General features: G+C 38.6%; 27 protein-coding genes. 11 read left to right on the top strand and 16 right to left on the bottom strand.

Annotated elements, in window-relative coordinates; genetic code table 11:
- Positions 1-19 precede the first annotated feature (19 nt).
- Positions 20-1,813 (bottom strand): excinuclease ABC subunit UvrC, encoded by a 1,794-nt coding sequence (gene uvrC, locus ACM46_RS22045; protein WP_048508821.1) that lies wholly within the window; start codon positions 1,811-1,813, stop codon positions 20-22.
- Between the two features lie 283 nt (positions 1,814-2,096).
- Entirely contained in the window at positions 2,097-2,858 is a 762-nt protein-coding gene (locus ACM46_RS22040) for a hypothetical protein (protein WP_048508820.1), read from the bottom strand.
- A 137-nt stretch (positions 2,859-2,995) separates the two neighbouring features.
- Here ACM46_RS22040 and hutH point away from each other — a divergent pair, with 137 nt between their 5' ends.
- The 4 genes from hutH to ACM46_RS22020 all read left to right on the top strand — a co-directional run bounded on the left by hutH (position 2,996) and on the right by ACM46_RS22020 (position 7,108).
- Complete coding sequence (hutH, locus tag ACM46_RS22035; protein WP_048508819.1) at positions 2,996-4,486, top strand: histidine ammonia-lyase; 1,491 nt, start codon at positions 2,996-2,998, stop codon at positions 4,484-4,486.
- 11 nt (positions 4,487-4,497) lie between these two features.
- Entirely contained in the window at positions 4,498-4,959 is a 462-nt protein-coding gene (locus ACM46_RS22030; RefSeq protein WP_048508818.1) for a DUF2059 domain-containing protein, read from the top strand.
- A gap of 88 nt (positions 4,960-5,047) precedes the next feature.
- Positions 5,048-5,494, top strand: a complete 447-nt coding sequence (locus ACM46_RS22025; RefSeq protein ID WP_048508817.1) for a GNAT family N-acetyltransferase — start codon at positions 5,048-5,050, stop codon at positions 5,492-5,494.
- A 117-nt stretch (positions 5,495-5,611) separates the two neighbouring features.
- Positions 5,612-7,108, top strand: coding sequence for a S8 family peptidase (locus tag ACM46_RS22020; RefSeq protein WP_048508816.1), 1,497 nt, complete (start codon positions 5,612-5,614; stop codon positions 7,106-7,108).
- Between the two features lie 175 nt (positions 7,109-7,283).
- Here the strand turns inward: ACM46_RS22020 and ACM46_RS22015 are convergent, their stop codons facing one another.
- The 3 genes from ACM46_RS22015 to ACM46_RS22005 all read right to left on the bottom strand — a co-directional run bounded on the left by ACM46_RS22015 (position 7,284) and on the right by ACM46_RS22005 (position 10,018).
- Positions 7,284-8,453, bottom strand: a complete 1,170-nt coding sequence (locus ACM46_RS22015) for a carboxypeptidase-like regulatory domain-containing protein (protein ID WP_048508815.1) — start codon at positions 8,451-8,453, stop codon at positions 7,284-7,286.
- A 57-nt stretch (positions 8,454-8,510) separates the two neighbouring features.
- The gene (gene ygiD / locus ACM46_RS22010; RefSeq protein ID WP_048508814.1) at positions 8,511-9,338 is read right to left on the bottom strand and encodes a 4,5-DOPA-extradiol-dioxygenase; all 828 of its coding nucleotides are present in this window, start codon (positions 9,336-9,338) and stop codon (positions 8,511-8,513) included.
- Between the two features lie 167 nt (positions 9,339-9,505).
- On the bottom strand, positions 9,506-10,018 hold the full coding sequence (locus ACM46_RS22005; RefSeq protein ID WP_048508813.1) for a YceI family protein: 513 nt from the start codon (positions 10,016-10,018) through the stop codon (positions 9,506-9,508).
- An 806-nt stretch (positions 10,019-10,824) separates the two neighbouring features.
- Between ACM46_RS22005 and ACM46_RS22000 the strand changes: the two genes are divergently transcribed.
- Both ACM46_RS22000 and ACM46_RS21995 read left to right on the top strand, forming a co-directional pair.
- The gene (locus ACM46_RS22000; protein WP_048508812.1) at positions 10,825-12,966 is read left to right on the top strand and encodes a S9 family peptidase; all 2,142 of its coding nucleotides are present in this window, start codon (positions 10,825-10,827) and stop codon (positions 12,964-12,966) included.
- A 145-nt stretch (positions 12,967-13,111) separates the two neighbouring features.
- Entirely contained in the window at positions 13,112-14,137 is a 1,026-nt protein-coding gene (locus ACM46_RS21995) for an LLM class flavin-dependent oxidoreductase (protein WP_048508811.1), read from the top strand.
- Between the two features lie 156 nt (positions 14,138-14,293).
- Here ACM46_RS21995 and ACM46_RS23545 read toward each other — a convergent pair whose 3' ends face one another.
- Entirely contained in the window at positions 14,294-14,446 is a 153-nt protein-coding gene (locus ACM46_RS23545) for a hypothetical protein (RefSeq protein WP_173426513.1), read from the bottom strand.
- Positions 14,447-14,566: 120 nt separating this feature from the next.
- Between ACM46_RS23545 and ACM46_RS21990 the strand changes: the two genes are divergently transcribed.
- Both ACM46_RS21990 and ACM46_RS21985 read left to right on the top strand, forming a co-directional pair.
- Positions 14,567-14,818, top strand: coding sequence for a VF530 family protein (locus ACM46_RS21990; protein ID WP_048508810.1), 252 nt, complete (start codon positions 14,567-14,569; stop codon positions 14,816-14,818).
- Positions 14,819-14,933: 115 nt separating this feature from the next.
- A complete protein-coding gene (locus ACM46_RS21985; RefSeq protein WP_048508809.1) occupies positions 14,934-15,434 on the top strand; it encodes an FKBP-type peptidyl-prolyl cis-trans isomerase in 501 nt (166 codons plus the stop codon).
- Between the two features lie 35 nt (positions 15,435-15,469).
- Here the strand turns inward: ACM46_RS21985 and ACM46_RS21980 are convergent, their stop codons facing one another.
- Together ACM46_RS21980 and ACM46_RS21975 are read right to left on the bottom strand one after the other, a co-directional pair.
- Entirely contained in the window at positions 15,470-15,847 is a 378-nt protein-coding gene (locus tag ACM46_RS21980) for a YchJ family protein (RefSeq protein ID WP_048508808.1), read from the bottom strand.
- Between the two features lie 254 nt (positions 15,848-16,101).
- The gene (locus ACM46_RS21975) at positions 16,102-18,243 is read right to left on the bottom strand and encodes a M3 family metallopeptidase (RefSeq protein ID WP_048508807.1); all 2,142 of its coding nucleotides are present in this window, start codon (positions 18,241-18,243) and stop codon (positions 16,102-16,104) included.
- Positions 18,244-18,302: 59 nt separating this feature from the next.
- Between ACM46_RS21975 and ACM46_RS21970 the strand changes: the two genes are divergently transcribed.
- Positions 18,303-19,145 carry a head GIN domain-containing protein gene (locus ACM46_RS21970; protein ID WP_048508806.1) on the top strand — a complete coding sequence of 281 codons (843 nt, stop codon included), beginning with the start codon at positions 18,303-18,305 and terminating at the stop codon, positions 19,143-19,145.
- A 1-nt stretch (position 19,146) separates the two neighbouring features.
- On the opposite strand, the gene ACM46_RS21965 is transcribed toward ACM46_RS21970, so the two are convergent.
- From ACM46_RS21965 to ACM46_RS21945, 5 genes are all read right to left on the bottom strand, one after another.
- Entirely contained in the window at positions 19,147-21,036 is a 1,890-nt protein-coding gene (locus ACM46_RS21965) for a monovalent cation:proton antiporter-2 (CPA2) family protein (protein ID WP_048508805.1), read from the bottom strand.
- Positions 21,037-21,039: 3 nt separating this feature from the next.
- Positions 21,040-21,561: an NAD(P)H-dependent oxidoreductase gene (locus tag ACM46_RS21960; RefSeq protein ID WP_048508804.1), complete on the bottom strand. Its 522-nt coding sequence runs from the start codon at positions 21,559-21,561 to the stop codon at positions 21,040-21,042.
- Positions 21,562-21,748: 187 nt separating this feature from the next.
- Positions 21,749-22,564 carry a TPM domain-containing protein gene (locus ACM46_RS21955; protein ID WP_048508803.1) on the bottom strand — a complete coding sequence of 272 codons (816 nt, stop codon included), beginning with the start codon at positions 22,562-22,564 and terminating at the stop codon, positions 21,749-21,751.
- Positions 22,545-22,973, bottom strand: coding sequence for a TPM domain-containing protein (locus ACM46_RS21950; protein WP_173426512.1), 429 nt, complete (start codon positions 22,971-22,973; stop codon positions 22,545-22,547). The genes ACM46_RS21955 and ACM46_RS21950 overlap by 20 nt, the downstream gene beginning before the upstream one ends.
- The gene (locus ACM46_RS21945; RefSeq protein ID WP_048508801.1) at positions 22,973-23,578 is read right to left on the bottom strand and encodes a LemA family protein; all 606 of its coding nucleotides are present in this window, start codon (positions 23,576-23,578) and stop codon (positions 22,973-22,975) included. The genes ACM46_RS21950 and ACM46_RS21945 overlap by 1 nt, the downstream gene beginning before the upstream one ends.
- 73 nt (positions 23,579-23,651) lie before the next feature.
- Between ACM46_RS21945 and ACM46_RS21940 the strand changes: the two genes are divergently transcribed.
- Together ACM46_RS21940 and ACM46_RS21935 are read left to right on the top strand one after the other, a co-directional pair.
- Positions 23,652-24,146 (top strand): dihydrofolate reductase, encoded by a 495-nt coding sequence (locus ACM46_RS21940; RefSeq protein WP_048508800.1) that lies wholly within the window; start codon positions 23,652-23,654, stop codon positions 24,144-24,146.
- A 75-nt stretch (positions 24,147-24,221) separates the two neighbouring features.
- On the top strand, positions 24,222-24,791 hold the full coding sequence (locus ACM46_RS21935; RefSeq protein WP_048508799.1) for a hypothetical protein: 570 nt from the start codon (positions 24,222-24,224) through the stop codon (positions 24,789-24,791).
- A 223-nt stretch (positions 24,792-25,014) separates the two neighbouring features.
- Here ACM46_RS21935 and ACM46_RS21930 read toward each other — a convergent pair whose 3' ends face one another.
- The 3 genes from ACM46_RS21930 to coaD are packed head-to-tail and all read right to left on the bottom strand — an operon-like array spanning position 25,015 to position 26,553.
- On the bottom strand, positions 25,015-25,647 hold the full coding sequence (locus ACM46_RS21930; RefSeq protein ID WP_048508798.1) for a trimeric intracellular cation channel family protein: 633 nt from the start codon (positions 25,645-25,647) through the stop codon (positions 25,015-25,017).
- A gap of 52 nt (positions 25,648-25,699) precedes the next feature.
- Positions 25,700-26,053, bottom strand: a complete 354-nt coding sequence (locus tag ACM46_RS21925; protein ID WP_048508797.1) for a four helix bundle protein — start codon at positions 26,051-26,053, stop codon at positions 25,700-25,702.
- Positions 26,054-26,088: 35 nt separating this feature from the next.
- Positions 26,089-26,553 (bottom strand): pantetheine-phosphate adenylyltransferase, encoded by a 465-nt coding sequence (gene coaD / locus ACM46_RS21920; protein ID WP_048508796.1) that lies wholly within the window; start codon positions 26,551-26,553, stop codon positions 26,089-26,091.
- Positions 26,554-26,703: the final 150 nt, after the last annotated feature.

Raw genomic sequence — 26,703 nt, 5'->3', positions numbered from 1 at the left:
TTTTTTATTTTATGCGGGATTAATTATTGTTGAAATAATCGTAAATAACTTTCGCTTTACTTTTCCCCAGAATTTCTTCCAAAGTTTCCATACTGGATTCTTTGATGCGTTTCACCGATTTCAGTTTGGAAAGCAGGAGTTCAATGGTTTTTTCTCCTACACCCGGAATTTCTTCCAGCTCAGACTTTATGGTGGAATTTTTTCTTCTTGTTCTGTGATGTTTTACCCCGAAACGGTGAGCCTCGTCCCGTACCCTCTGAAGGATTTTCAGGGTCTCCGATTTTTTGTCCAGATACAGCGGAATAGAATCTTCAGGAAAGAAAATTTCCTCAAGTCTTTTGGCGATCCCTACAATCGTGATTTTACCGTAAAGTCCCAGTAATCTCAAACTTTTTACGGCAGAAGAGAGCTGTCCTTTTCCACCGTCTATCAGAATCAGCTGCGGCAGGTTTTCCCCTTCGTCCAGCATTCTTTTATAGCGGCGGTAAATAACTTCTTCCATTGTGGCAAAATCATTGGCGCCTTCCACTGTTTTCGGGTGGAAAATTCTGTAATCCGCTTTGCTGGGTTTACCATCTTTAAAGACTACACAGGCAGAAACAGGATTCGTTCCCTGAATATTCGAGTTATCGAAACCTTCAATATGTCTTGGTTCCACGGGCATTCTCAGCAGTTTCTGCATTTCAGCCATGATTCTGTTCGTATGTCTTTCCGGATCTACAATCTGTACCTGTTTCAGCTTTTCTAAACGGTATTCTTTGGCATTTTTTTCCGAAAGTTCTACGATTCTTTTTTTGTCTCCTACCTTTGGAACAATCAGTTTTACATTCGGGATTTCAACGGAGAGATGGAACGGAAGCAGCACTTCTTTAGAGTCCGATCCGAACTTCTGCCGGATCTCAATTAATGCCTCCTCCATAATATCTTCATCCGTTTCCTCCAGGATTTTTTTGATCTCTGTAGTAAAACTCTGGATGATATTTCCGTTTCTGATCTTAAAGAAATTCACGTAAGCAGCCGTCTCATCGCTCGTCATTCCGAAGACATCCACATCATCGATATTCGGATTCACGACTGTATTTTTAGCCTGATAATCTTCCAGAATGTCTAATCTTTCTTTGATGATCTGAGCTTCTTCAAATCTTAAATTGGCAGCCTGCTTCATCATCTGATTCACCAGATACTCCTTTGCCTTGCGGAAATCCCCTTTGATAATTCCACGGATGGCATCAATCTTTTCATCATAATCTTCCTTACTCTCCAGATCCTCGCAGGGCCCTTCACAGTTTTTAATATGATATTCCAGACAGACTTTATATTTTCCTTCCGCAATTTTATTAGGTGAAAGATTCAGATTACAGGTTCTGAGCTTGTAAATATGTTTGATGGTATCCAGTAAAATCTTCGCAGGACGTACCTTAGCATAAGGCCCGTAATATTCAGAACCATCTTTGATGACATTTCGGGTGAGGAATATTCTTGGGAAATCTTCATTTTTAATGCAGATCCACGGATAGGTTTTATCATCCTTCAATAAAACATTATAGAAAGGGCGATGCTCCTTGATCAGATTGTTTTCCAGTAAAAGGGCATCGTATTCACTGTTAACAATGGTAGTTTCCAGACGTACAATCTTTCCGACCATTATTTTGATACGGTAGCCCGGAAGGTTTTTGTTGAAATAGGAGAGAACCCTTTTCTTCAGGTGTTTGGCCTTTCCTACATACAGCAATTGATCGTTTTTATCATAATAACGATAAACGCCAGGTTCTGATGGTAAAGTTTTGAGCTGTAATTCTAAAGAAGGATTCATATAACAAAATTACGGAATCCATCCGGGATTTAAAAGAACAAAAAAACTGTAGAATTTTCTACAGTTTTATGATGTATGTTAAAATGAGATCCGGGTTTGAGAGTCGGAGCGTTTTAGGGTTTGAATGTTTTGACATAAATGTTTCAGGTCTCATAATATCTGAAATCTTATATCTACCTAAAAATTCACCATTCACTTGCGAAGCAAAAATTCATCATTGAATCTGGTGATTAATCTGAAATTGACTCTTAGTTTACTCTTCCCGAACTCAAAAAATTGAATTTTATCCGTGGCTCATATCTGTGTACTGATACACCAGGAAGCTGAAATAATTCCACTCTACGGAATTCTTAGGATATTTTTTCATGAATTCAGGATTATCACCGAATAAGAAATCATAGTTGTCTTCAAAATCATCTTTGTGAAGCCACATGACCTTATCTCCTTTTTTTACATAATAAGATTTGATAACACCGCCGCCGAATGCAGGAGCTCCTGCGAAACCTGTTGTAGCAGTAGTACTTGCAAACGGATCGTAATAAACAGAGATCAGCTCATTAAATTCAGGATTGATGACCTGCATTAAAAAGGCTTTACTTTCCTTCTTGTTTTTTAAAGAAACGGTTTGGTTTTCAAATAAGATAGCTTCATCCGTTGTAGATTTACTGTATTTTTTAGTACTGTAATTCCTCATGTTTGAAATGAATTGAGCCGCCTTCACAGATTTTTCAGTCTCCGTTGCGTATAAATACATTTCAGCGATATCTGCCGCTGCAAATTTTACAGATTTTTTGGTATCAATATCTTGAATTGTGATGGAAAGGATCTGCCCTTTCTGCTTTTCCCACGACTTGCTGTAGCCCTGATGCTCTGTATTATCCTTTAAAATGATGGTGGAAACTTTCTTGTCCGATGCAGTATTGAAACCTTCGTTAAATAAATACTGATTCATCTCTTTTCTTTCTTCTTTGGAGTATTTTACTTTTTGTGCCAATACAGCAGTGCTTACCATACATAGAGTAAGCAATAAAGTTTTAAGTTTCATAAGTTATTAGTAATTGTTCTTTTATTTTGGCTGTAAAAATAGCAAATTAAATTGCTTATTGTTATAAAAATAATATACCGTGAAATTTAGCTTTTACAATTATCGTTAAATGTGTAATTTTAAGGAAATTTTTAGAAATGATATACGGTGTAGATGTTTTCACTTTCCATGATGTTCTGGAAATCTGTAAAAAACCAGGTAAAGCTAAACTTAATAAAGCAGCCAAAGAACAGATCTTAAAATCTCAAAAAAATGTTCAGAAAATAGTAGAATCCGATAGATGTGTCTATGGGATCAATACCGGTTTCGGGCCGCTTTGTGATACTAAAATATCAGCTGACGAAACTGCTCAGCTGCAATATAACCTTATTATTTCGCACGCTGTAGGTGTTGGAAAACCTATCAACAAGGAATTTTCCAAAATTATGATGATTGCGAAGGTTCATGCATTATCAAAAGGATTCTCGGGAGTTTCTCTTGATGTGATCGAAAGACTGATTGTAATGCTTGAAAAAGATATTATTCCTGTAGTTCCGGAGCAGGGCTCTGTAGGAGCGTCCGGAGATTTGGCTCCTCTTGCCCACCTTGTACTTCCATTGCTTGGATTAGGGCAGGTTTGGGAAGGTGATCAGATCTTTGAAACTATAGAAGTTTTAGATAAACATGGTCTTGAGCCATTGGTTTTGAGTCCGAAAGAAGGTTTAGGGCTGATCAACGGAACTCAGTTTATTCTGGCTCATGCTATCAAAGGTTTAGAAAAATTTGAATATTTGCTGAATCTGGCAGATATGACAGCTGCAATGAGTATTGAAGCTTACAGAGGTTCTGAAAGTCCGTTCAAAAAAGAACTTCACGAGATCCGACCTTTCGAAGGAAGTAAAAAAGTGGCGGCAAGAATGGTTAAATTCTTAAAAGGTTCCGAAAATATGAAGGCGCATGAAGACTGCGAAAGAGTTCAGGATCCTTACTCCATGAGATGTGTTCCTCAGGTGCATGGCGCCAGCAGAAATGCTTTTGAACATCTTAAAATGATGGCTGAAACAGAGCTGAATTCCGTAACGGATAACCCGATTGTTTTAAGTGCTGAAGAATCTATTTCCGGAGGAAACTTCCACGGACAGCTGATGGCCCTTCCACTGGATTATGCTACATTGGCCGCTGCCGAATTAGGAAATATTTCAGACAGAAGAAGCTATTTATTGCTGGAAGGAAAATACGGACTTCCTAGATTATTAACGGAAAGCTCCGGACTGAATTCAGGATTTATGATTCCTCAGTATACTTCTGCGGCTTTGGTTACAGAAAATAAAACACTGTGTTTCCCGGCATCGGCAGATTCTATTCCTACAAGTTTAGGGCAGGAAGATCACGTTTCTATGGGAAGTATTTCCGGAAGAAAATTCAATCAGGTTTTAGGAAATCTGGTAAATATTTTATCTGTAGAATTGATGTTTGCAGCACAGGGACTGGAATTCAGAAGACCTTCCAAATGTTCAAAAATCATTGAAGAAAATTTTGCAATCATCCGTTCTAAAGTTAAAAAACTGGAAGACGACAGGTTAATCGGGCAGGATATGCTGGCCATTGCAGAACTGATCAATGAAAGAAAATTAAAAGTAGAGATTTAACATAAGCAAATATGAAAAAACTAATAACCCTTGCAAGTATTTTAGTAGGAACGTTTGCTTTCTCACAAGCTTCAGAAGCTAAGGTTCGGGAACTTATTAAAGTGATGAACGCGGATAAAATGGCAATCACGGCGATGCGTCAGCAGATGCAGGAGATCAAAAATAATTCTCCCAGTATTTCCGATGAGTTTTTTAATGAATTTATTGCGGAAGTGACAACGGAGAGAATAACTGAACTCTATATTCCGATATATGCCAAATATTATACGGAATCAGATATTGATGAGCTTATCAGGTTTTATAAGTCTCCCGTAGGGCAAAAGACCATTTCGGTTTTACCGGCCATTATGACGGAAAGTGTAGAGGCAGGAGGTAAAATGGGAAAAGAAATTGCAATGAGAGTGAAAGAAAAACTTGATAAAAAAGCAGAATATCAAAATCCGCCACCACCTATGCCTGAAAAAAGTAAATAAATTGAAAGCTTCCTCTCACCGGGAAGCTTTTGTATTATTCCTAATCTTTAAATTTTTAAATTGTATTAAATTTTTAAATCAATAAGCAATGACTATAAAAAGAACCGATTCCTCCGATATAGATTTTCAGAATTTAGTCAAATTCCTGGATGCTGATCTGGCAGTGAGCGATGGAGAAGATCATGCATTTTATCACCAGTTTAATTCAATTGATCTGCTTAAAAACTGCATGGTAATTTATTCGGAAGGTACCGCGGTTGGCTGTGGGGCTTTCAAACCTTTTTCTGATAATACCGCGGAAATAAAAAGAATGTATACCCATCCTGAAAACAGAGGAAAAGGTTACGCTTCAAAAATATTGGGTGAATTGGAAATTTGGGCGAAAGAAGAAGGGTATAACAAGTGTGTTCTGGAAACAGGAGTCAAACAGCCGGATGCGATTCGTTTGTATGAGAAAAATGGATATTACAGAATTCCTAACTATGGACAGTATATAGGTGTTGATAATAGCGTCTGTTTTGAGAAAATAGTGTAAACTTATCATAGGGTAGTCACAACTATTCATATTCTTGTAATACTAAATTCACTTTTTTTAAGCTTTTAACTCACGTTAAAGTGTTATATTGGAACTCCAAACCATATAATTAAAACTATGAAAAAAAGTGTATTTTACTTATTAGCACTATTCTTTGTGCTGAATTCGTGTAATAACAGCGATGAACTTCAAAACGAAGGCCCTAAGACCGAAACTGTTCAAAAAGATCCTTTGACAGGAAAGCAGATCAACGGGGAAATTAACAGCACCATCAAAAATACCGGTTCTTTTAATTGGAAAAACGCCTCAGATCACCTGCTTTGGAGCGCTGTTTTCAGAGGAAACAGAATGGTATCCATAGGTTTCGGATCTTCAGCCAATGATTTTGACAGAAGTCTTTCCGCAGACAGCAAAGCTATGGAAGCTGAAGTTTTAGAGGTAATCAAAAAGTATGAGAACGCAGGACAGGAAAGATTTTTGCTTGCTTCGGACCAGTATCTTAACCAGATCGATGTCATCATCGAAAAACCGGAAACCATTACAGCGCTGAGAAAGATGAAAACCATCCGCTACGTAGAGCCGGGAGACTATCATTATTTCGAAATCGAAAACGGTCTGAATCCTAATGCAAAATCCAGCGGTTCCTCTTCCGGATGCGGATTTGAATCTACAGCGTTAAATGCTGCAGACTATACCACCACAACGCCCAATGCCAGAGTTCCATGGGCGTTCACACAACATAATATTCCTAATGCCTGGAGCCACAGTACAGGAGCAGGAGTGACCATTGGACTTATTGATACAGGCGTTTCCCCGGAGCAGACTTTACTGGGAAGCAACTTTAATACGGGAGCTTCTTCGGGAAGAACCATCAGCAAGTTTGGATCATATGTGAACGGATCTACTACAGACGGTCCGGCAGATCAGTGCGGTCACGGAACCAAAATGGCAGCAGTAATGGCAGCCCCTAAAAATAATGCGGGACTTCCGGTAGGTGTTGCTTATAATGCCAATCTGATTACTTACCGTGCCGCTGCCAATGTTGTTTTGGAGACTTCCAGTGAGCAAAACGGGGTAAAAACTGCCTTTACAGATCTGGCCAATAATACCAGTGTAAAAATTATCTCCATGTCTATGGGGCATATTTTCTCTGTCGGAAAGATTGAAGATGGGGTGAAATATGCGTACTCCAAAGGAAAACTGATCTTTTGTGCAGGAGGCACTTCCACCAGCTTTACCACTTTTGTAGGCGTTATCTTCCCGGCAAGTATGTCTGAGACACAGGCTGTAACAGGAGTGAAAGAAGGAACTTCCAACCAGAAATGTGATGTGTGCCATTCCGGAAGCCAGATTGATTTTACATTTCAGATGGAAAGATCAAACGGAAATACAGTTCCTGTTTTAAGTTATTACAACAATCAGGCTGATTATGTTGGAGGTTCATCAGTTGCTACAGCTGCTACAGCAGGAATTGCGGCTTTGGTATGGTCTAAAAATCCTTCATGGACGAGAGAGCAGGTTCTGAACAAAATGAGACAGTCTGCTACCTATTATCCTACCGTTAATTCAAGCTACGGTTATGGAAACATCAATGTTCTGAAAGCAGTACAGTAAAATGATTTTTATGGAAGATGGAAGATGGAAGATGGAGGTAGGGAGTTATTTGTCGTATGTTAATTTCTGATAGTTGCAGCTGCGACTTAACAGAACAGGGTTTAATAAGATTAAATTTCTGTACTCAAAAACTTCCTTCTTCCCACATCTGACTTCCTTTCTTTAAGGGAATATCTCAGTCTCCCAGCTTGTAATCTAAAGGAAGCATATTTTCAATCTTATTTTTTGAAAAATCGCCTTCAGTGATGAGCTGGTCCGGATTGGAGATATTCCCCTCTTTTGAAACCTCAAATGCTTCTCCGTCGGGATGCAGAAAAGAGGATAATGTGACAGGAAATTGACTTTTAATAAAGTTCTTTCCGTCCATTTCGTAAAAATATTTCTGGTAATTGACCTGAAGGATATCCTTAAAAGTGAGAAACACTTTTTTATCTGTTCTTTCTACATAAGCAGAGTCGGGGATCTGCGTTTTAACAATGGCGAGTGAGTAAGGTTTCTGGCTGGTTTTTCTTTGGGAAATATCGCGGATGTTTTCCGGTATTTTTATGATCCCTGAACTTTTTGTGATCTGTCTGAAGTCTTCCAGTATCTTTAGCTCTTCTTCTGAAGGATATTTAGGATTAGGAATTCTTACCACATGATTGACGATGAATTTTTCTTCTGTGATTTTATTCTCATAGATACTTCTGAAAAAATGCAGCAAACTTCCGTCATAGGCATTCATCCGGTTAAGCTTTATTTTATCTGTATTTTTAGTTTCTTTAAAAAAACTGGTTCCGGTATAATTAATCATATTGTTATTTAAATCCAGGGAATAGCTGATCAGATTGTACTGAATTTCATAGCCAAGATTTTTATTTTCAATGATTAATGTATTGGGAGCTTTTACTTTCAGGAATTTATTCTTTTTATCATAGGAGAATTTCAGGGATTTCTGGTTTTTGATTCTTACGTTATCACGATCTGCTCCAATAAAAGTATCCAGAAAATAATTGATGTAGTTTTTGTATGCTTCTGAAGTGTAAGGAACCAGTCTGATTTCTTCAATGGCATTCGTTTGGGTCAAAACAACTTTCAGTGTTTTATTGATGACCCCCGAGACGGATGTTGTAAAAGTATCATAATCATCCTTCTGGAAAACTATATTTCCCGGATTGTCTGAAGAAAGGGAGAGGCTGAAACTTCCGTCCTCTTTGGAAACTGTTCCCATTTTGGTTCCGTCAATATAGATGCTAACACCGGAAATCAATTTCCCTGCATCATTGGTCACGTGACCTTTAACGATCTGAGCAGACAGTATACTAAAAGGAAGCATCAATAAAAAAAGTAATATCGTTTTTTTCATGGTAAACAATATTACTAAATTTATAGTGATAAAAAAAGACCGTGAAGTAAGATTAGCCTATCCTATCCTTACACTTGTCATACTTAAAGATCCGCCAATCAGCTCATCGTTGAATAAAGAAAGGTTTTCGGCCTGATCTTTCAGTCCTAAAGTATAGATGAGCGGCAGGTAATGATCCGGAGTAGGAACGGCATACTGCAGGAATGTTCCCTGTTTCTGATAGTCTATGATATGCTGGAAATTTCCGCCTAAAAGCCAGTTGTTGGTCTTTTCTCTGGCTTCCACAGCCCAGTCCCATCCCGCACCTACGGTATCTATATTTTTCCAGTCGATCAGGCGGAGATTATGAACAATATTTCCACTTCCGATAATCAGGATCCCTTTCTCACGGAGTTTATTAAGCCTTTTAGCCAGATCAAAATGATACTGCGGAGGTTTTGTATAATCTATACTCAGCTGGATTACCGGAATGTCAGCATTGGGATACATATGTTTGATTACAGACCACGCTCCGTGATCAAGTCCCCAGTTGTGATTCTCTTCCACCATGACAGGAGCCAAAAGCTCAGCTGTTTCTCTTGCCAGTTCAGGATTTCCCGGGGCCGGATACTGTACATCAAACAATGCCTTTGGAAAACCGCCGAAATCATGAATGGTTCGCGGCATATCCATCGCAGTTACAAATGTGCCCTGCGTATACCAGTGTGCGGAAATACATAGAATAGCATTAGGTTTCGGAATTTCCTGAGCTGCTTTTCGGAATCCCTGCACAAACTGATTTTCTTCTATAGCATTCATCGGTGAACCGTGTCCGAGAAATAAAACGGGCATTCTTTGGGTATTTCCAAAATGTTCACTGATGTTCTGCAGATCGTTGAGGTTCATAAATAATAAAGAATTAGAAAAGGTTCAAGGCTTTTAGAAAAATCCCTGAACCTTTTTATGTTTTAAATGGTGGATGTTTTGTGGCTGTAATAAGATTACATCCTATTCTTCGCTAAGTCGCCACTTCGTGGCTCCTCTTTTTTTACACCAAAAAATCCGTTTTTTTATTAAGCCTGTTTTACGAATTGTAATTCTCCGGCTACTTTTACTTCGTCGCTTACCATTACTCCTCCTGCTTCAAGAGCTGCGTTCCAGTTCAGTCCGAAATCTTTTCTGTTGATTTTTCCTTCAAAAGAAAAACCTGCTTTTGTATTTCCCCATGGATCTACATTGATACCACCGAAATCTACATCTAAAGTGATAGGTTTTGTAATTCCGTTTACCGTAAGGTTTCCTGTTACTTTATCGTTTAAAGCCTGAGATTCGAAGGTAATGGATGGAAATTCTTCTGCATTGAAAAACTCACCGGATTTCAGGTGATTGTCTCTGTCTGTATTGTTGGTGAAAACAGAATCAGTCTGGATGGTTGCAGAAGTTTTAGCATTGCTAAAAGTATCGTCTTCAGCTTCAATTTCAGCATTGAATGTTCTGAAATTCCCTTTGATATTAGAAATCATCATGTGTTTTACTTTGAAAGTAATTTCACTATGTGTTGGGTCTAGGTTCCATTTTGTTGCCATTGTATTGTATTTTTTTGTTGTTAATGATACTGCAAATCTAGGACAGAGAACGTATACGGGACATTGATTTAGGATAAGAAATGATTTTTGATGTGAAAGGTCAATTTTGCTTCGCAAGTCAATAGTGAATTATTGGAGTTGATAAAAATTCACAATTAGCTATTCACGATTGTCTCTAGATTTTCTGTTAATGGTCAATTTTGCTTTGCAAGTCAATAGTGAATTATTGGAGTTGATAAAAATTCACCATTGACTATTCACGATTGTCTCTAGATTTTCTGTTAATGGTCAATTTTGCTTCGCAAGTGAAAGGTGAATTATTGATGTGGATAAGAATTCACCATTGACTATCCACGATTGTCTCTATATTTTCTGTTAATGGTCAATTTTGCTTCGCAAGTCAATAGTGAATTATCGGTGCTGTTAAAATTCACCATTGATTATTCACAGTTGCCTCTACATTTTCTGTGAAAGGACAATTTTACTTCGCAAGTGAAAGGTGAATTATTGATGTGGATAAGAATTCACCATTGACTATTCACGATTGTCTCTAGATTTTCTGTTAATGGTCAATTTTGCTTCGCAAGTCAATAATGAATTATCGGTGCTGTTAAAATTCACCATTGACGATTCACAACTCACCTTTATAAGTCTGTCAAAAACGCTCAATCCCCTTTAAAAAAACTACTATTAAGTTAAGAATTTATTTTTATCCATCCATTAATCCTATTTTATGAATGTTTTATTTTAACATTTATTAACGGGTGGTTTTTATTTCTTATTTTTGGAGGATTCAATTTTATACAATGAAATTACATAGATTTTCTTTATTGATGCTGGTTTTGGGCAGTTCCGCATGGGCACAGACTCAAAAATTTACAATGGCGGAGGCAGTAAATGGACTGAGAACAAATCTTGCCGTTAAAAATATTTCCCAATTTTCATGGTCTGCGGACGGGAAATCCTATATTCAGGCTGTAAAAGGCGGTTATCTGATGACCGATCTTAAAACCAATAAGCAGGATACATTGGTATCTTTAACTCAATTGAACAGATCATTTTCTGATGCTAAACTGAAAGCGGTTCCACAGATTAAATTTATCAGTGGCTCCAATGGGTATTTCAATGCGAATGATAAGATGGTCTGGATTGAAAAATCCGGAAACGACTGGAAAGTGAAGACCACCGCTGCGGTAGATGGAGATGCTGCCAATGTGAAAGTATTTGGCGATAATGAAACTTTTGCATTTACCGTAAAGAATAATTTATACGTAAACAAAAACGGAAAAACAGTTGCTGTAACCAATGATTCTAATGAAAATATCATCAACGGAGGCGCAACGGTTCACAGAAACGAATTCGGAATTGATACCGGAATTTTTCCTGCTCCCAATTCAGAGGCTGTAGCTTTCTACAGAATGGATCAGACGATGGTAGCCGATTATCCGATCATTGACTGGTCTGTAACGCCTGCTGTAAACCACAACATCAAATATCCGATGGCGGGGCAGAAGTCTCATGAAGTTACTTTGGGTGTTTACAATATCAAAAATCAGTCAACCACATTCCTGAAAATTGAAGGGGAAAAAGATCAGTATCTGACAGCTGTAACCTGGAGCCCAGATTCAAAATATATCTTTGTAGGCGTTCTGAACCGCGGACAGAATCATGTAAAAATGAATCAGTACGATGCCACTACAGGAAATTTTATAAAAACATTATTTGAAGAAACCAGCGATAAATATGTAGAACCACAGCATCCGCTTACGTTCTTCCCGAATTCCAATACAGACTTCATCTGGCAGAGTCAGAGAACCGGATATAACCATCTGTTTCACTACAGTCTTGAAAAAGGACTGGTTGCTCAGATTACAAAAGGAGATTGGCTGGTAACGGATATCTTAGGTTTTAACGAAAAGAAAAAGGAGATCTATTTCATTTCTACGAAAGAAACTCCTATGGAAAAGCATTTGTATAAAATTAACTGGGCGAACTTTAAAATGCAGCGTTTAGACGATGCGGCAGGGGTTCACACAGGTGTTTTAAGCAACGACGGAAATTATCTGTATGATGTTTACAGCAATGCGGGAACTCCGAGATCTGCCAATATCATCAATACCAATACAGCGAAATCAACGAATATCCTTACGGCAGAAAATCCATTGAAAAATTATCAAAGACCTGAAATTAAAAATGTAGAATTAAAAGCCGATGACGGAACACCGCTTTACGGAAAGATTATTCTTCCTACGGATTTTGATGCGAACAAAAAATATCCGGTTATTGTGTATCTGTACAACGGTCCGCACCTTCAGCTGATAACCAATACATTCCCTGCATCCGGAAACCTTTGGTACGAATACATGGCTCAAAACGGATACATTATTTTCACAATGGACGGAAGAGGTTCTGCCAACCGCGGAATGAAATTTGAGCAGGCTGTTTTCAGAAATCTGGGAACAACGGAAATGAACGATCAGATGAAAGGGGTAGATTACTTAAAATCCCTTCCTTACGTAGATGCCCAAAGAATGGGAATTCACGGATGGAGCTTTGGTGGATTTATGACGACAAGCTTTATGCTTCGCAAGCCGGATGTATTCAAAGTGGGTGTTGCAGGAGGTCCGGTAATCGACTGGAAAATGTACGAAATCATGTATGGCGAAAGATATATGGATACGCCGCAGGAAAACCCTCAGGGATATGCAGCCGCCAATCTTTTGGATAAAGTTCAGAACCTGAAAGGTAAACTACTGATGATTCACGGAGCTCAGGATGATGTGGTGGTATGGCAGCATTCCATTAAATTTATCAAGTCTGCGGTAGACAACGGTGTTCAGCTGGATTACTTTGCGTATCCGGGACATCCGCATAATGTGATCGGGAAAGACAGAGTTCACCTGATGCAGAAAGTGACAGATTACTTTGATCAATATTTAAAGAAATAATAGAAAAATCCAGCCGACAGGCTGGATTTTTTATTGTGCGTCGATGCTGGGAGAAAGTCAAATGCAGACAAAATCCATTCTTAACAAACATCAATGTTTTTGCGCTTTTTCATCCGTAATTTTGTGTATCTAAAATCTAAAAAATATGGAATTAGGAATAGGAATGTTTGGTGACCTGGCTTTTGATCAGGCTACCGGAAAATATAGAGATGCAGGCGTAAAGATCCGTGAAATACTGGATCAGGTAAAATTGATGGATGAGGTAGGAATAGATGTTTTTGCGATGGGAGAGCATCACCGTCCGGATTATGCTGTTTCATCACCGGAAATAGTACTGGCAGCGGCGGCAAGCATCACCAAAAATATAAAACTGGCAAGCGGCGTTACGGTTCTGAGTTCTTCGGAACCCGTGAAAGTATATGAAGATTTTTCAACTTTAGATCTGATCTCAGACGGAAGAGCTGAAATATTCGTTGGAAGAGGAAGCTTTATAGAATCATTTCCGCTGTATGGCTATTCATTAAATGATTATGAAGAACTTTTTGATGAAAAACTGGAACTGCTTTTAAAAATCAACTCAGAAGAAAATGTAACCTGGTCAGGAAAACTTCGCGCACCGATGCAGAACCAGACCGTTTATCCGAGAGCTAAAAATGATGGAAAGCTTTCAATATGGAGAGCGGTAGGAGGAACTCCGCAATCTGTTTTAAGTGCTGCAAAACTAGGAATGCCTTTAGTGGTAGCTATTATAGGTGGAATGCCGATACAGTTTAAAAATCTGATAGAATTCTACAAACAGGAATACCAAAAAGGAGGACATGATGTATCCAAAATGCAGATTGCCATTCATTCACACACCCTTGTAAGTGATGATCAGTCAGTAATAGAAGCATATTTTCATAAATATAAATCTCAGGCAGACAGAGTGGGGGCTTCAAGAGGCTGGGCTCCTTACACAAAAATGCAGTATGACGGAGGAAGAAGCAAAGATGGGGCCTTGTTTATCGGAAGTCCGGCAGAGGTGGCGGATAAAATAGCCTACATGAAAGAGATTTTCGGCATCACGAGATTCATCGGGCATATGGATATGGGTGATCCGGATCACGATGTCATGATGAAATCTATTGAATTATTTGGTGAAAAAGTAAAACCTGAGATTCAGAATTTATAAAAAAAGACCTCCGCTGATTTTTTGGCGGAGGTTTTTTATTTAGTGCTTACCAATGTTCAAATCCATTTACCTATACCTTTTCCTAGTTCAAAAGATATTTCATACCAATCAGCAAACAGGGATATATAATCTAAGATTTTAAAATAGTAATGATTATTAAAGTTTATTATTGGCCTCTCTTGCGTTAAAATCTTCTCGAATTTGTTTCAAACGTGCTTTTCTTTCTATTTCAGCATTTTGTATTCTACGTTTTTTCTGATCAATTTTCTTTTTATGTTTTTTACGGTTTTCCTCGTTATTTTTGCTCATATCTATTTTCGGAATGAATAGTTTTTAGGTGAAAAATACACTCATCAAAAATACTAAAGATTGCGAGTTTAAACAATTTTAGTCGCTAAGTCGGATAAAATATTTTAATTTTACTGCGTTATGGAAGAAAAATCAAAAGATCCGTTACACGGAAAAAGACTCGATGCTATTCTTGAAGAGCTGGTAGAATATTATCAGGGCTTTGAGAAGCTTGGCGAACAGATCAATATTAAATGTTTTACGGATAATCCCAGCATCAGTTCGTCTTTGAAGTTTCTCAGAAAAACACCCTGGGCCAGAACCAAAGTGGAAAGCCTTTATCTGTTTGTCCTGAGACAGAAAAAGAGAGATGAAAAAAACGGTAAAAACTAAAAAAGGATATTATTCTGAGATTTTTGTTTTCATGAAATTTCCATAGTCAATCATTTCAAAAATAGTATATTTGTGATGTTAATCGTGAAAAAGTATCACGAAAAAAAGATAAGATATGACAATTGAAAACAACCATGTTGTAGCAGTAAGCTACATACTTCACACAATCGAAGCAGATGGAAGTAAGATTCTTGTAGAAGAAACAACAGCAGAAAACCCACTTACATTTTTATATGGTGTAGGAATGATGATTCCAAAATTTGAACAAAATATCCTTGGCCTTAAAGCTGGAGATAAAGCAGCTTTTGTAATTCAGCCGGAAGAAGCTTACGGAGAACAGGATCCGAACTCTATCACGCAGTTGCCTATTGATATGTTTAAAGAATCAGGAGTTCCTCCAATAGGAGCTATTTTACCTTTATCCGATGGTCAGGGAAATAATTTCCAGGCATTTGTAGTAGAGGTAACACCGGAAGCAGTAATCGCTGACCTTAACCATCCAATGGCTGGGAAAGTTTTAGATTTCCAGGTGGAAATTGTAAATACACGTCCTGCTACAGAAGAAGAGTTGTCACATGGCCACGCTCATGGAATTGACGGAACAGACGCTCACTAAACTATAATTAATGTCCGGTTTTTTCCGGACATTTTTTATTCCAGAAATTCTCCGCTTACATAAAACCAACGGTTTTGAATCATTTTGAATTTTGATAATTCGTGATGGACTTGCTTTTGGCCTTCTTCATCCGTATAAAAAGCCTTAAATTCAACCTTACTTAAAGAAGGCTTATCTATAATTTCCAGTTTTGTCCACTCGTTAATTTCTCCCCATTCCTGAAGATCATCTATATTGTGATACTTTCTTTTTGAAGGAAACGTGGTCTCCATCAGGTATTTTCCATTCGGAACAGCAAATGCAGAAAAGCGGGAACGCATCAAAGCTTCTGCCGTAGGAGCATGCTTCTCTCCAGTGTGGTAAGGCTTGCAACATTCTTCATACGCTTTTCCGGAACAGCAGGGACAATTCATATTTCAATTTTTTTGAATCACAAAAATAGATAATGTGGTCAAAAATAGTTGGTGTTTTTTAGAGAAATAATTCGTAATATTTTGCAGTTGATTGGAAGAGGAACGGGCTTTAGCCCGTGACATAAAAAAAACACATCAAACATCTAATCAATAGGAATGGGCTTTAGCCCATTCAAACAAAACACCACTTTCCTTGGCTTTAGCCAAAACCTATAAAAAAAAGAAGCATCCAATCGAATGCTTCTCTGTACAAATTATTTTATAAAACCTCTGTTTCTCAATAAAGGCTTGATATCCGGATCATGTCCCGTGAAATCTCTGAATGCCTGATTAAGATCTACAGAATTTCCTACAGAAAGAATATATTTTCTGAAACGGTCACCGTTTTCTCTGGTGAGTCCGCCATTATTTTTAATCCATTCCCAGGCATCATTATCAAGGGTTTCAGACCATAAATAAGCGTAATATCCTGCAGAGTATCCTCCGCCCCAGATATGAGCAAAATAAGGCGTGTGATATCTTGGAGGTACTGTTGCTAAAGTAAATCCGTGGCTGGCCAATGATTGCTTTTCAAAATCCAAAACAGGAATAAGCTGGCTTTCATTGGTTACCGTATGCCAGTCCATATCAAGAGCTGCGGCAGAAACAAGTTCAGTCGTCATATATCCCTGATTGAAGGTAGCAGCTTTTTTAATTTTTTCAACTAAATCCTGAGGAATCGGCTGCTTGGTTTCATAATGAATAGCGTAATTTTTAAGAACCACAGGATCTAGAGCCCAGTGTTCATTAATCTGCGAAGGGAATTCCACAAAGTCTCTCGGCACACTTGTTCCGGAAAGCGATGGGTATTTCTGGCTTGCAAACATTCCGTGGATAGAGTGTCCAAACTCATGGAACATCGTAGAAACATCATCATAGCTGATCAGAGAAGGTTTTCCCGGAGCCGGTTTCTGATAATTGTAGCAGTTTACAATCACTGGTTTTGTTCCCAGAAGATAAGACTGCTCTACGAAGTTGCTCATCCAGGCACCGCCATTTTTAGAATCTCTGGTATAGAAATCAAGATAATAGATTGCGATAGATTTTCCGTCGTGGTCAAAAACTTCGTACGTTACTACATCCGGGTGATAAACCGGAAGATCGGTTCTCTTTTTAAATGTAAGGCCGTAGAACTTTTCAGCGGCATAGAAAACTCCTTTCTCCAAGACAGTAGTCACTTCAAAATAAGGCTTGATCTGGTTTTCATCCAAATCGTATTTTGCTTTTCTCACCTGCTCAGCGTAGAAATTCCAGTCCCACGGTTCCACTTTGAAACCTCCTTTTTGCTGGTCAATCAGGTCCTGAATATCTTTTGCTTCACGTCTTGCCGTTTCCACAGCGGGTGTAGCAATCTGGTTCATAAGTTTGGTCGCTGCTTCAGGAGTTTTAGCCATCTGGTCCTGAAGTTTCCATTCAGCGAAGCTTTTTTTACCTAAAGTCTGTGCTTTTTTAAGCCTCTGCTTAGCCAGTTTTTCAATAGTTTCACGGGTATCATTTCCGTCGCCTTTTTCAGCTCTGGACCAGGATGCTTTGAATAATTTTTCTCTCGTTGCCCTGTTTTTCAGATTCTGAAGAAGAGGCTGCTGGGTTGTATTTTGAAGGGCAAGAAGATATTTACCCGGTTGTCCTGCTGTTTTCGCATCGCTGGCTGCCGCTTCAATTTCATCGGCAGAAAGGCCATCCAGTTCCTTAGCATCGGAGAAAAATACACCTCCCTGTTTTCTTGCTTCCAATAATTTATTAGAATACTGAGTGGAAAGAGAAGCCAGTTCCTGATTGATCTGCTTTAATTTTTCTTTATCCGCCGCAGAAAGATTCGCTCCTGCAATTTCAAAATTCTGCTTGTAATACTGTACAAGTCTTTTTCCTTCAGAATCTAAACCGTCTTCCTTAATGGACTTGATTCTTTTATATAAATTTTCATTCAGAAACATTTTATCGGAATGAGCAGCAAAAATTGGTGCATATTCTTCATCTAAAGCCTGAAGGGTAGGGTTGGTATTCGCACTGGTAAGATTGGAAAATACAATTAAAGCTCTTTTTAAAACTTCTCCGCTTTTTTCCAGAGCTACTATGGTGTTTTCAAAAGTAGGTGCTTCCGGGTTATTGGCTATTTTCAGAATCTCAGCATCATGCTGTTTCAGTCCGAAATCGAAAGCAGGTTTGAAATGTTCGTTTTTAATTTTATCGAATTCCGGAGCTTCATATTGAAGCTTGCTTTTCTTCATAAAAGGGTTTGAAGATAAGGATGGATCGGTAACAGGAGTCTCCTGTTGAGTATCGGTTTTCTTCATTGTAGTACAAGATTGGTTAAGTGCCAGAGCAGAAATTAACAATACCGATGAAATATTTTTCATAAATTAGTTGTTATTAAAGTATAAAGATATTAAAAACTTAATTTATAAAAGCAGTAAACATGAAATCAACAACTCTTTTTGCATTCTCAGCGTTCTTGCTGATGACTTCTTGTAATGAAAGACATGACCGTAGAAACAGAGACAATGATAACAATAACAACAATGATAATAGCAGCGGTTGGGTAGACAAAGTAATTGATAAAGAAAGAGGTCCGGTAAAAGAAAAAACCTTCGACGGCGATTTTGATGAGATTGAAGTTTCCCAGGCTATTGATGCGGAAATTATCAAAGCAGACGTCGAAAAAGTTGTTATTTCCGCTCCTGAAAATATCATCAATGAAATTCTTGTGGACAATAATAGCGGACAGCTGCACATTCATTACAAGAAAGGGATCAGAGTAATGAACACCCACAACGTGAAAGCAAAGATCTATACCAAAGATTTTTCAAAGCTTGTAGCCAATTCTGCAGCCAGCATTACTTTTAAAGATAAATTTACCCAGGATAAAGTAGATATTGATCTATCCAGTGCAGCCAGTCTTACCGGAGATCTTGAAGCCAATAAATTCAATATCTCGGCAGGAAGCAGCAGTAGCTACAGCGGGAAAATATGGGCAGTAGACCTTGATATTGAAGCTTCTTCAGCAGCAAGCCTTGATCTTTCGGGAAAAAGTAAAAATGCAGATATCAGCTCTTCATCGGGAAGCAGTATTTCTGCTAAGAGCGTTATTGTAGATCATTTAAAAGTAGATGCCTCCAGTGGGGCCAGTATTGATATCAGTGCGGTTTCTTCTGTGGACGCGGAAGCTTCTTCAGGAGGAAGTGTAGATGTTTCTAAAAAAGGAGAACTTAAAAATGTGACCAAGCAGGAAAGTAGCGGCGGAAGCATCAATATTCAATAAATCAATGGAGAGGTTCCTCGTCATTTTCTTCATCAACTGATGAGGAGCCTTCCCAATTTTTAGTATCAAAATTAAGGTTGTCATAAGCCAGTAATTCCTCCTCACGCTGGAGGATTTCTTTTGTGGTAAACAGTAGAATTTCGTCGTCGTCATCCTTTGCTTTAGCCAGTCTTCTGATGGAGGCTTTGTCTATAGCCATAAACCGTTGTCCAAGACGTCTGGCTGCATATTTCCTCATGCCGGTTTCGTGAAGAACGTCTACAGCCATATCTACAGCAGTTCCCAATGTTTCTCGGTAAATATTTTCAATACCGTTGTTGAGGTATTCATAGGCATCAATTCTGTTTTTGGCCCTTACAAAGATTTTAACGTTAGGATAATGTTCCCGCACCAAGTCTGCAATGAATTTATTATCATCAGGATCATCAAGGCAGAGAACCAAAATTTCAGCGTCCTCAATACCTGCAGCTCTTAAAATAGGAATTCTGGTGGCATCTCCATAATAGACTTTAAAACCATAACTTCTCAGCAGTTTCACACGGTCAGAATCCCTGTCCAGAACCGTTGCTGATATTTTATTGGCCTTTAAAAGACGGCCTACCGTACTTCCAAAATGCCCGAACCCCACAATGATGATCTTCTTTTGGCTTACATTATTATCCAGAATATTGAAATCGTTGTCTTTATCAGGAATTTCCCGGATAAATTTAGGGGTAATAAAACGATCATTAATAATCAGCAGAATAGGGGTAATACACATCGTAATGGCGGTGACAGCCATCATCTGCGCATTGAGTTCAGTACTTAAAAGATAAAGGTCTGAAGCATAATTAATAAGGACAAAAGCAAATTCTCCCACCTGGGAAAGAGCGAATGCATAAAACAGACTTTGCGGAGTATCTATTCTGAAAAACTTTCCTATGGCATACAGCACTACAAATTTTACAGCCAATACTGCAAAAACAGTAGAAAAAATAAACAGAGGGTCCTGTTGGATAATATTAAAATTGATGGTAGAGCCTACACTCACAAAGAATACGGCCAGTAGAAGTCCTTTGAATGGATCAATCTGCGCCTCCAGTTCGTGCCGGAACTCACTGTTGGCCAGCATTACTCCGGCAAGGAAAGCTCCAAGTGCAGGCGAGAGACCTATAGCGGCCATCAATTCAGAAACACCGATTACCAGGAATAATGAAGAGGCCGTGAGGAGTTCCGTCATTCCCGATTTTGAAACATATCTTAAAAAAGGAACAAATACATATCTTCCCAAAAGAATAAGAATAGCAACGCCTAAAATCACAGTTCCTGCCTGAAGCCACTCAGGAAGCTTCTGAATGATAATCTGAATTTCGTTATCGTGATGACTGGCTTTGTAATTCGCAATAATGGGAAGGATCGCCAGAATAGGAATTACGGCAATATCCTGAAACAGAAGGGTAGAGAAGGAGGCTTCTCCTGCTGTGGTTTTCAGATTGTTTTTTTCCTGAAGGGTCTGAAGAACAATGGCCGTAGAAGAAAGAGCAAAACACATCGCTATGGCAATGGCCTTATCTATCCTCCATCCGGCACTCATAAAGACTAAAAAAAGAAGAGAGATGGAAAGCAGCATCTGAGTAAGCCCGAGACCCATAATTTTCTTCCGCATTTCCCAGAATTTGCGGGGCTCCAGTTCCAGCCCTACCAGAAAAAGAAGCATGATCACTCCGAATTCGCTGGCATGCATAATATCATTCACATCATTTCCTGTGAGCCTCAGAACATACGGCCCAATGATAATACCACCTAAAATATAACCGATCACAGAACTTAGTCCAAATTTTCTTGCCAGCGGAACCATAATAATGGCTACACCGAGGAAAATTAATGTATTCATGGCTAAGCTGGATTCCATAGATTATTGATTGAGAAGTTCTGTAAATTCTTTTTTATGTATAATAATATCTTTTTTACTCAGTTTATTGGCTTCGTAAACGATTTTGATATGTCTGATATCAGCTTTGAAAACCTTTAGTGAGACAATCAGCCCGCTTATGAGTTCTTCCACAGTATATTGGTAGGTTCCTGTTTTACTGAAAGACCTTTCTTTTCCTCCGGTTGTGACGAGGATGTATACTTCTTTTCCTTCCAGCGGATTGTGTTCTCCTTCTTTCAGCCAGTCCCTGTCAAAAACTTCATCTATCCAAAGCCTCAGAAGCGGCGGCATTCCAAACCAGATTAATGGAAACTGAAACACAAAACGGTCGTAATTTTTAAGACGCTTCCTTTCCCTGAAAGCCGCAATATGAAAATCCGGGTACTCTTCATAAAGGTCCCGTAAGGTATAATGCTGGTGACGAACATAGAAATTGATAAGCTCCACATTGGAATTGGAGTGCTCTAAATAGGGATGTGCAAAAACTACCAGCGTCTTCTTCATAAACCTGTTTTCAGTAAATATAAAGAAAAAATATTGAATTAAAAACAGGTTTTTTAGTGTTTTATTAATTTTTTAATATGGAAAGGTGAATTTAATATTAGGATAACATAAAGAAATCGCCTGTTTTTAAGATATTAAATAAAAAATCGGGCAATAAGCCCGATTATATTGAATGTTGTTATGTATATTACCATCCGCCCGAAGCACCACCGCCACCAAAGCTTCCTCCGCCGCCAAAGCCGCCGAATCCACCACCGCCGCCGCCGGAACTGCCTCCTCCAAAACCTCCTCCTCCGAAGCTGCCCGGGAAAGGGAAGAATCCGCCGGGATAATTTCTGCGTCCTCTTCGGGTAATGATCACGTCATCGTCATCATTATTGCCGCCGCCACGTCCTCCGCCTCTGTTGCCAAAGATAATGGCGAGCAGGATAAAAATGACAAACGCAATAATAAGAATCTTAAATGCACTTCCATTGCCTGAAGGCGCTGAGGTTTCCGTAGGCTTGAATTTGCCCTGAACGGCCTCCATAATCGCTGAGGTACCGCGGTTGATCCCTTCATACCATTGTCCCTGCCTGAAATTAGGAGTGACAATATAATCCAGAATCTGCCCTGCTACGGAAGCGGTAAGGTATTGTTCCACGGCTCTTCCCTGTTGGATAGACATGGTTCTGTCTTCAGTCGCGATCAGGAAAACAACACCGTTGTCTACACCTTTTTTTCCGATTTTCCATTGCTGGCCAAACATGGTCGCCAGAAAGTTGACATCTTCCCCTTTGGTAGAAGGAATAATGATCACTTCAATTTCAGTGGAAGTGGAATCTGCAAATTTGATCAGCTTGTTGTTCAGTTCATCTTTTTGCTGCTGGGTAAGCAACCCTGCTTCATCAAACACAGGATACAGAACCGCCGGTTTTTGCGGAATCGTATATTGTGCTGATACAAGGGTGTAAAAGCAGAATAATATAAATGAAAATACAAGTTTAAGAGAACGTAATTTCATTAGAGAGCTGATTGGGATTTTTTCCCTGAACAGGAAAATATTTTTTTAATTCAAGACCGGTCTCCAGGATGCCGCTTTTTAAAGCTTTATAATAATTTCCTTTGGCAAATTCAGCGGTAATGTAGTCATGGAGATGATCCCAATACGACTGGTGTACTTTGTCGTGAATGCCGATATCCCCAATGATGGTAAGGTATTTCTGTTCGAAATTCACATGGAAAAGCACAGCATTTCTGTCGGCAGTTTTGTTCATACAGAGTTCTTTGAAAACTTCAAATGCTGTCTCCGCATTTTGGGACTCGGTATTCGAATCGATATGTATACGGATTTCGCCTGTAGAATGTTCTTCTGCCGACTGTATCGCATCCACAAGGGATGTGATTTGCTGATTTGTCAGAAAACGGTTCATTATTTAAATACTTCTGGTGCTTTTTCTGCACCGGCTTCAGCCTTGAAGAATGGTTTTTCTTTAAAGTTGGTGAAATTGGCCAGAATATTATTCGGGAACGTTTTAATGGTTGTGTTGTAATCTTTGGCAGCATCGTTGTAATAAACCGTTTCGGTTCTGATGCTGTTCTCGATAGCCGTATATTCTCTCTGGAAGTTGATGTACTGCTGATCTGCTTTTAAATTCGGATAAGATTCTACCACAGCCATTAATCTGCTTAATGCTCCGGATAATTCTCCCTGTGCAGCCTGGAATTTAGCTAGATCTGCTTCCGTCATATTCGTAGGGTCAATGTTGATAGAAGTAGCTTTAGAACGTGCTTCCACAACTTTAGTTAAAGTTTCCTGTTCAAATTTTGAATAAGATTTAACTGTATTTTCCAGATTGGGGATAAGATTGGCTCTTTTCTGATATACCGTTTCTATGTTAGACCATTTAGAATTTACATTCTGCTCTTTGGAAACGAAATTGTTATACCCGTTTTTCCCCCAGAAGAATATTACACCTACAATGATTAGCAGAGCAATACCGATAGTTCCTGCGCTCAGGCAGCCTTTATTTTTCATAGTTTATTTTTTTTAATTTTTTGTGCTAATCAAATATACAAATTATGTGCTAATTTTGTAAAAAATTATTAGAATGACAACAATAGTGGTGGCAATGGGAGAGAAAAACGAGATCGGTTTTGAAAATAAACTGCTGTGGCATCTTCCCAAAGATCTGAAACACTTTAAAGATATTACTTCCGGACATCCTATTATTATGGGAAGAAAGACTTATGAGAGTATTGGGAAACCACTTCCCAACCGTACCAATATTGTTATTTCCAGAAAAAAGGACTGGTTTGAAGAAGGAATCCTGATTGTAGGAAGCATTAAAGAAGCTGTAAAATTTGCTAAAAAGATTGATGAACATGTATTCATCATCGGAGGCGGAAATATTTATGAACAAACGATAGAAATTGTTGATAAACTGGAAGTGACTTTAGTGAAAGCTGATCTTGAAGCAGACACTTTTTTTCCAAAAATAAGTCCGAAAATATGGAAAAAGACGGAAGAAATTTTTCACGAAAAAGATGAAAAGAATGAATATGATTTCTTCTTTCAGACCTACGAAAGAATCAAGAGCGAATAGTTATGAAAATTCTAACTTCCAACCTCTAGCTTCTAACCTCTAAATTTTCTATCTTTGCACTCTTAAAATTGAATAATGAATAAGTACATAAAAATTGTAATTGCAGCAGTTCTTATCCTTTTAGGACTTTATATGATGATTTTCACGAGAAGTCTGGGCTGGGGAATTGTGATATTCCTTCTTGCAGCGCTGCCTATTTTACTTTTCATCAAAAATGAATATATCCTTCTTGCCTTCTGGCAGCTGAGAAAACAGAATATGGAAAAAGCAGCAAAATGGCTGAACGGAATCACCAATTACCAGGCGCAACTTCATAAATCCCAATATGGATATTTTCACTATTTACAGGGACTTACACAGGCTCAGGAACATCCTGCAAAAGTAGAACCTCTAATGAAAAAAGCATTGGAATACGGTTTGAATATGAAGCATGACAGAGCTATGGCTACATTAAACCTTGCAGCAGCAGCGATTTCTAAAGGCAGAAAACAAGAAGGACAAAAGCTTCTGGAAGAGGCTAAAAGATTAGATACGGCAGGTATGATGACAGATCAAATCAAAATGATGAAAGATCAGTTGAAAATGCCTTCTATGCAGAAGCACATGCACAACCCGAATATGAGGCAGAGAGGAAAATTCTTCTAGGAAAAATATACAAAAAGACAAGAGCACCTAAATCAGGTGCTTTTTTAGTTTAATAGCGGTCAGAAAGTTTGAAATGGCTGTGTTAACCATGTCAAGGTTCAAAACCTTGACATGGTTAATTGTTCTCATCTGAGCTTTTTACTCTTATCCCTGAAAAAAATAATTAAAACTTATAACCTGCTCAAACCCGTACCGCGTAACTTTGGGTTAAACTCATTATACATCACATTTCTGAATTCTGATCATAGCCATAAAATTTAGGCATCTGCCACTGGTATTTTACAGCAAGGGTTCTGATAGCCACAATCAGTAAAATGGTGAAAATCTGTATAAATGTATACGAAAGCGGAATAAACCGCGTCATCAGAAGAAATACAGATCCTCCGACAATACATGCCGTAGCATAGATTTCTTTTCTGAAGATGAGTGGAATCCTGTTCAGCAGAATGTCCCGGATAATCCCTCCGAAACATCCGGTGATGGTTCCCAATGCAATACAGATCAGAGGATGAATGTTGGCATTGAGCCCCTTTTGAACCCCAATAATGGTAAATAATCCTAGCCCGAAGCTGTCAAAAATAAACAAGGTTACTTTGAAATTCTTTTCAATAGATTTGAAAACCATAGCAAATATGCTGGTTCCCAGAATCAATGCACAGGTAAGAAGGTCGTGCATCCAGAAAACGGGAATGTCCAGTAAAAGGTCTCTTACAGTTCCTCCGCCTACAGAAGTCACGAATGCAATAATCAATACGCCGAACGGATCAAGGCGTTTCTGCATCGCTGCAAAACTCCCCGACATGGCGAAGGAAATGGTTCCGAGGACTTCTATGGCAAAATTGAACTGTTCGTGCATATATTATTATAAGTAATAGGTAATGGGCAATGAATAATAAAAATTATGCCATTTAAACTTGGGATAATTTATACTTATACTTAGTCATAACCTTTACAAGTTCTTCGCATTCTGATTTTAAGTGTATCATTTTTTCAGGACTTAGATATTCCAGTTCTTCAATGATTTCAAGCCAAAGCTGGGTTTCATCAATTTCTTCCACAACTATGCAGAGTTTAGCAAACTTTTCTTTTTCAGATCTTGCTCTTGAAACAGCTCTGTAGTTGGCTGCCACTGAAGTGGAAGATCTTATGATTTGCTTTCTTATGATAGAAACATCATCCGAATAAGGTAATGATGACAGTGATTTGATCACAAGAACGGAAAAATTTTTAGTTCTTTCTCTGAAAACCTGATTGTAATCCATATCTGTCTAATTACTCATTACCTATTACTCATTATTTATCGTTGTACTCTTACGGAGTCCGGGACTAGCAGTTCATATTCTCCGCCGTGATTGATGATCTCTCTTACAATGCTGCTGCTGATGAAAGATTTCCCGGATGAGGTTAATAGAAATACGGTTTCCAGCTTTTTGTGGGCTAATGTTCTGTTGGTATGAGCGATGGCTTTCTCAAATTCAAAATCTGCGGGATTTCTTAATCCTCTGATGATATACTGTGCATTTTTTTCGAAACAGTAATCTACCGTTAGGCCTTCAAAATAATCTACTTCCACATTGGGAAATTCGGCTACAGAATTTTGGATGAACTCCATTCTTTTTTCCAGAGGGAACATGTATTTTTTCTGAGAATTTTGCCCGATGGCAATAATCAGTTTGTCAAAAAGCGGAGCCGCTCTTTCAATAATATCGTAATGTCCCAGTGTAATAGGATCAAAGGATCCTGGAAAAACAGCAATTTTCATATGATGATGAGTTTCGTGTTGCGGGTTATGGGTGGAGTTGTTTTGCGGAGCGTGTTACGGGTTTCGAGGTTTTGGGATCTGGTGATACTGCTCACTGGATTTTCTCCCATCTTCAAACCTCCGTTTTCCTGCCACAACTCACTTCTAACC

It is taken from the genome of Chryseobacterium angstadtii (genome assembly GCF_001045465.1).
Taxonomy (GTDB): domain Bacteria; phylum Bacteroidota; class Bacteroidia; order Flavobacteriales; family Weeksellaceae; genus Chryseobacterium; species Chryseobacterium angstadtii.
Note: the sequence above shows the minus strand (reverse complement) of the source record. Positions and strands in the feature narration are given on the sequence as shown.